Source organism: Streptomyces sp. ICN903 (assembly GCF_022015835.1).
GTDB lineage: Bacteria > Actinomycetota > Actinomycetes > Streptomycetales > Streptomycetaceae > Streptomyces > Streptomyces fenghuangensis.
The window spans coordinates 1-4,479 of the sequence record NZ_JAKMAY010000390.1; the positions used below are offsets into that span (position 1 = coordinate 1).

6 protein-coding genes and 1 tRNA gene are annotated in these 4,479 nt (G+C 70.5%); 3 read left to right on the top strand and 4 right to left on the bottom strand.

Annotation, left to right across the window (positions count from 1 at the left end; translation table 11 throughout):
• Positions 1–67 precede the first annotated feature (67 nt).
• The 3 genes from rph to rdgB all read left to right on the top strand — a co-directional run bounded on the left by rph (position 68) and on the right by rdgB (position 2,126).
• The gene (gene rph, locus L7D48_RS26310; protein WP_237883201.1) at positions 68–811 is read left to right on the top strand and encodes a ribonuclease PH; all 744 of its coding nucleotides are present in this window, start codon (positions 68–70) and stop codon (positions 809–811) included.
• 176 nt (positions 812–987) lie between these two features.
• The gene (locus tag L7D48_RS26315; RefSeq protein ID WP_237883203.1) at positions 988–1,365 is read left to right on the top strand and encodes a hypothetical protein; all 378 of its coding nucleotides are present in this window, start codon (positions 988–990) and stop codon (positions 1,363–1,365) included.
• Positions 1,366–1,520: 155 nt separating this feature from the next.
• Positions 1,521–2,126, top strand: a complete 606-nt coding sequence (gene rdgB, locus L7D48_RS26320; RefSeq protein WP_237883205.1) for an RdgB/HAM1 family non-canonical purine NTP pyrophosphatase — start codon at positions 1,521–1,523, stop codon at positions 2,124–2,126.
• 59 nt (positions 2,127–2,185) lie between these two features.
• Here rdgB and L7D48_RS26325 read toward each other — a convergent pair.
• The 4 genes from L7D48_RS26325 to bcp form a co-directional block, all read right to left on the bottom strand.
• Positions 2,186–2,260, bottom strand: a tRNA-Leu gene (locus tag L7D48_RS26325).
• A gap of 54 nt (positions 2,261–2,314) precedes the next feature.
• Positions 2,315–3,151, bottom strand: coding sequence for an HNH endonuclease (locus L7D48_RS26330; protein ID WP_237883207.1), 837 nt, complete (start codon positions 3,149–3,151; stop codon positions 2,315–2,317).
• Between the two features lie 9 nt (positions 3,152–3,160).
• On the bottom strand, positions 3,161–3,793 hold the full coding sequence (locus L7D48_RS26335; protein WP_237883209.1) for an HNH endonuclease: 633 nt from the start codon (positions 3,791–3,793) through the stop codon (positions 3,161–3,163).
• A gap of 119 nt (positions 3,794–3,912) precedes the next feature.
• Positions 3,913–4,380, bottom strand: coding sequence for a thioredoxin-dependent thiol peroxidase (gene bcp, locus L7D48_RS26340; RefSeq protein ID WP_237883210.1), 468 nt, complete (start codon positions 4,378–4,380; stop codon positions 3,913–3,915).
• Between the last annotated feature and the right edge of the window lie 99 nt (positions 4,381–4,479).

The following is a 4,479-nucleotide window of genomic DNA, read 5'->3' on the forward strand; positions in this document are numbered from 1 at the left end:
GCGCCCACCCGGCCACCAGGCCGTTCACCCGAACGGCCGCCCCGCCCGGGGCACTAGGCTCGCACCCATGTCACGCATCGACGGCCGCACAGCCGAACAACTCCGCCCCGTCACCATCGAACGCGGCTGGAGCAAGCACGCCGAAGGCTCCGTCCTCATCTCCTTCGGCGACACCCGCGTCCTCTGCACCGCCAGCGTCACCGAAGGCGTGCCCCGCTGGCGCAAGGGCAGCGGCGAGGGCTGGATCACCGCCGAGTACGCCATGCTCCCCCGCTCCACCAACACCCGCGGCGACCGCGAATCCGTCCGCGGCAAGATCGGCGGCCGCACCCACGAGATCTCCCGCCTCATCGGCCGCTCACTGCGCGCCGTCGTCGACCTCAAGGCCCTCGGCGAGAACACCGTCGTCCTCGACTGCGACGTCCTCCAGGCCGACGGCGGCACCCGCACCGCCGCCATCACCGGCGCCTACGTCGCCCTCGCCGACGCCCTCGCCTGGGCCCGCGACAACAAACTCGTCCGCGCCAAGGCCCAGCCGCTGACCGGCACCGTCTCCGCCGTCAGCGTCGGCATCGTCGACGGCACCCCCCTGCTCGACCTCCGCTACGAGGAGGACGTCCGCGCCGAGACCGACATGAACGTCGTCTGCACCGGTGACGGCCGCTTCGTCGAAGTCCAGGGCACCGCCGAGGGAGTCCCCTTCGCCCGCACCGAACTCGACGCCCTCCTCGACCTCGCCGTCGCCGGCTGCGCCCAACTCGACGGCGCCCAGCGGCACGCACTGGACACCGGGGCGCTGCCCCCGGCCTGACCCGGTCCGGCCCTCGGCCCCCGCCGCAGCCGCCCCGGGCCTTCCGGGCCCTCCCGGTGACACCCATGAGAACGCGGGCGGGACGCGGAACTTTGCGAGCGCTTTACGCGTCCTACAGGGCACGGGCCGTACGGGTCGAGCCGTACGGCCCGTCCAGACACAGGAGACCACGCCGCATGCGCAGACGGACCACCCTCGCCGCCCTCGCCCCCGTCCTCCTCGCCCTCCCCCTGACGGGCTGCGGCGCCGTCCAGAACGCACTGGACTGCGCCAACACCGCCGTCGTCGTGGTGGACAGCGCCAACGCCCTCCAGCAGGCGGTCGCCGACGGCGTCGAGAACCCGGCCGAGGTGGACCGGTCCCTGAACCGCATCAACGAGAACCTCGACAAGATCGTCGAGAACACGGACAACGCCGACATCGCCCGGGTCGCCGAGGACATGCGGCAGGCCGCCGACAACGTCCGCGAGTCCGTCGAGCAGGGCAAGGCCCCCGACGTCGGCCCCGTCGTCGACGCCGCCGACGAACTGACCCAGGTCTGCACCTCCGGCTGACGGACCCCGGCCGGCAGGCTCCGGGCCGACGGGCTGCGAGTCGGCGGGCTGCCGGGCTGCGAGCCGGCGGGCTGCGAGTCGGCGGAACCCGGGTTCCGGCCCGATCCCCGGCCCGCCCGGCGGTTCCGGCCGCCGCGACGGGATAATCGGTCCCCATGAGCCAGCGCCTGATCCTCGCCACCCGCAACGCCCACAAGGTCCGAGAACTGGAGGCCATCCTCTCCGCGGCCGGACTGGACCTCACCCTGGTCGGCGCCGACGCCTACCCCGAGGTCCCGGACGTCAAGGAGACCGGCCTCACCTTCGCCGAGAACGCACTCCTCAAGGCACGCACCCTGGCCAGGGCCACCTCGGTGCCCGCCGTGGCCGACGACTCCGGCCTGTGCGTCGACGTCCTCGGCGGAGCCCCCGGCATCTTCTCCGCCCGCTGGGCCGGACGCCACGGCGACGACCGGGCCAACCTCGACCTGCTCCTCGCCCAGCTCTCCGACATCGACGACCCCCACCGCACCGCGCACTTCGCCTGCGCGGCCGCCCTGGCCCTGCCCGACGGCACCGAACGCGTCGTCGAGGGCCGCCTGGCCGGCACCCTCCGCCGTGAGCCCGCCGGCACCGGCGGCTTCGGCTACGACCCGATCCTCCAGCCCGAGGGCGAGACCCGCACCTGCGCGGAACTGAGCCCGGACGAGAAGAACGCCATCAGCCACCGCGGCCAGGCCTTCCGCGCCCTCGCCCCGGTGGTCCGCGAACTCCTGGGCTGACGGCCGCAAAGTAACGGCCTGCTTCCTTCGAATCGAAGGAAGCAGGCCGTTTTCTCCTATGAGCCCGGTGGGACTCGAACCCACGACATACCGGACCTAAACCGGCACTCTCTAGCCAGCTGGAGTACGGGCTCGGGGGCTACTGTACTGGGTTCCGCACGGAGCGCGGTCACCTGCCCGATGGGTCCTCACCGCCTGGAGCCGTCGGCGAACGTCCGTGTCTGGCTGTGGCACGACGGGCAGAGATACCGCAGATTGCCGATCCGGTTGTCCAGACGGTCGCCGTTGACGTGGTCGATCTCCAAGACCAGCTTCCGGCCGCGCCACAGGGGCCCGGTGCCGCATTCGCGGCAGGCATATGGAACCCCCTTCTCCTGAAGTGCTCTGTGCAGCAGGGACCGCCTCGCCCGAGGTGAGCCCGGTTCGAGCCGCCGCAGAATCTCATCGGCGGATTTGCGGTGTGGTGACGGCCGGTTGCGGTAGTGCGCCTGGCCGGTGAAGTGGGATGTCGAGAGTCCGTATGCCCTGATGGCTTTTTTGACCCGGGCCCGCGAGGCGCCGGAGACGGACAAGCCGAGGGCGCGGACGACTTGGGCGATGCTGGAGGACTCTGACACCGCGAGCCGGAGTGTTTGTTCGTCGATGGTGCTGGAGCGACCGCCATGGGCCTCGGCGAAGTGGGAGGTGTCGATACCGAAGTGCGCCAGTCTGCGCCTCAGATGGCCGAACAGGCTGCTGTAGGGCCTGACGCCGAGGTACTCGGCCATCTCGTGAAGAGAGGACGAGCGCACGGCTGCATCCTCCAGCACCGTGCTGGTGTAGTCGGTTCGGGAGGATGGCGGCAGTGATTCGTCCGTGAAGTGCGAGGTGTCGATCTCGTAGTGGGACAGGCGGCTGCGCAGATAGCGCAGCGAAACGGTGTTGAGCGGTTGCCCCATGCGGCGCAGCATGTCCACGGGGCTCGCGGCCTCGGCGGCGACAGTCGTGAGCTTCTGCCGTGTGTATCCCAGGCGGCAGTAGGACATGGTTCTCTCCTACCGGGCCGCCGCGCGCCGCTTGCGGCCACGGAACGTGTCGGTGACCGCATGGCAATTGGGGCAGAGCAGTCGCAGGTTCCCGGGGCGGTTGTCCCACCAGTCGCCGTTGAGGTGGTCGACTTCCAAACGCAGCGGTTTACCGTTCCAGCCGGGGCCGATGCCGCATTCAGCGCACTCCTCGGAGACGCCCTGCTGCCTTACGAGTAGACGACGCAGTCGTTCCCCGGGGACGCGTCCATCTGCCGGACTGCCCAGGACGAGCCGGTCACCGAGAGAACCCCTGGGGCGGCGTGGGCGCACGGCCGTGAAGTGTGAGGTGTCGATACCCAGGGCGGCGATGCGGCGGCTGATGTGTGCCTGGTTGCCACCCACAGGAGCGATTCCCAGTCGGCGGACCACCTCGGCGATGCTCGACGACTCGCTTACCAACTCGCGTAGTTGTCGCTCGGTGTGCCGCACTCCCTCCCGTTCGAGGTGGGTGGCGTCGATGCCCCACCGTTCCAGCAGGCCTCGGACGTAGCGTCGCCGACCGTTGGTCGGAACTCTGCCGAGGCGGGTGATCGCCTCGGAGAGGGTGGCCGACGCGCGGACGGCCTCGGCGAGTGATTCGCGGGTGTACTCGGTGGCCATGGCCCCTCCCCCTGTGAACCGTCCGCGCCGTGGTCGTTCGGTCTTCTGTCGCGGACTCGCACTGGTCAACGAACGGCGCGCGGGGTGGTTACGCCGGGTGGGAGAGGGGCCCGGCGGGCTCAGAGGGAGAGGTCCCGGATGAGCTTGGCGACGTGGCCGGTGGCCCTGACGTTGTACAGCGCCCGCTCGACCTTCCCCTCCTCGTCGACGACCACCGTGGAGCGGATGACGCCGGTGACGGTCCTGCCGTACATCTTCTTCTCGCCGAAGGCGCCGTAGGCCTCCAGTACCTTCTTCTCCGGGTCGCCGACGAGGGTGACCCTCAGGTTCTCCTTCTCGCGGAACTTCGCGAGCTTCTCGGGCTTGTCGGGGGAGACGCCGATCACGTCGTAGCCCGCGCCGGCGAGGAGGTCGAGGTTGTCGGTGAAGTCGCAGGCCTGCTTGGTGCAGCCGGGGGTGAGGGCGGCGGGGTAGAAGTAGACGATCACCTTGCGTCCGGCGCGGTCGGAGAGCGAGACGGGGTTGCCGTCGGCGTCGGGCAGGGTGAAGGCCGGGGCGGTGTCGCCGGGTTGCAGTCGCTCGCTCATCGGTACTCCTCGGGCGGGGCTCGCGGTCCCATGGTCGGGGCCGCGGTCGGGGCCGTTATCGGTTCGAAAGCCTAGCCACGGGGTGTGACGGGGGTGGCG

Coding starts and splice junctions, on each gene's coding strand:
- rph (WP_237883201.1), top strand. CDS start 68: ATGTCACGCATCGACGGCCGCACAGCCGAACAACTCCGCCCCGTCACC.
- L7D48_RS26315 (WP_237883203.1), top strand. CDS start 988: ATGCGCAGACGGACCACCCTCGCCGCCCTCGCCCCCGTCCTCCTCGCC.
- rdgB (WP_237883205.1), top strand. CDS start 1,521: ATGAGCCAGCGCCTGATCCTCGCCACCCGCAACGCCCACAAGGTCCGA.
- L7D48_RS26330 (WP_237883207.1), bottom strand. CDS start 3,151: ATGTCCTACTGCCGCCTGGGATACACACGGCAGAAGCTCACGACTGTC.
- L7D48_RS26335 (WP_237883209.1), bottom strand. CDS start 3,793: ATGGCCACCGAGTACACCCGCGAATCACTCGCCGAGGCCGTCCGCGCG.
- bcp (WP_237883210.1), bottom strand. CDS start 4,380: ATGAGCGAGCGACTGCAACCCGGCGACACCGCCCCGGCCTTCACCCTG.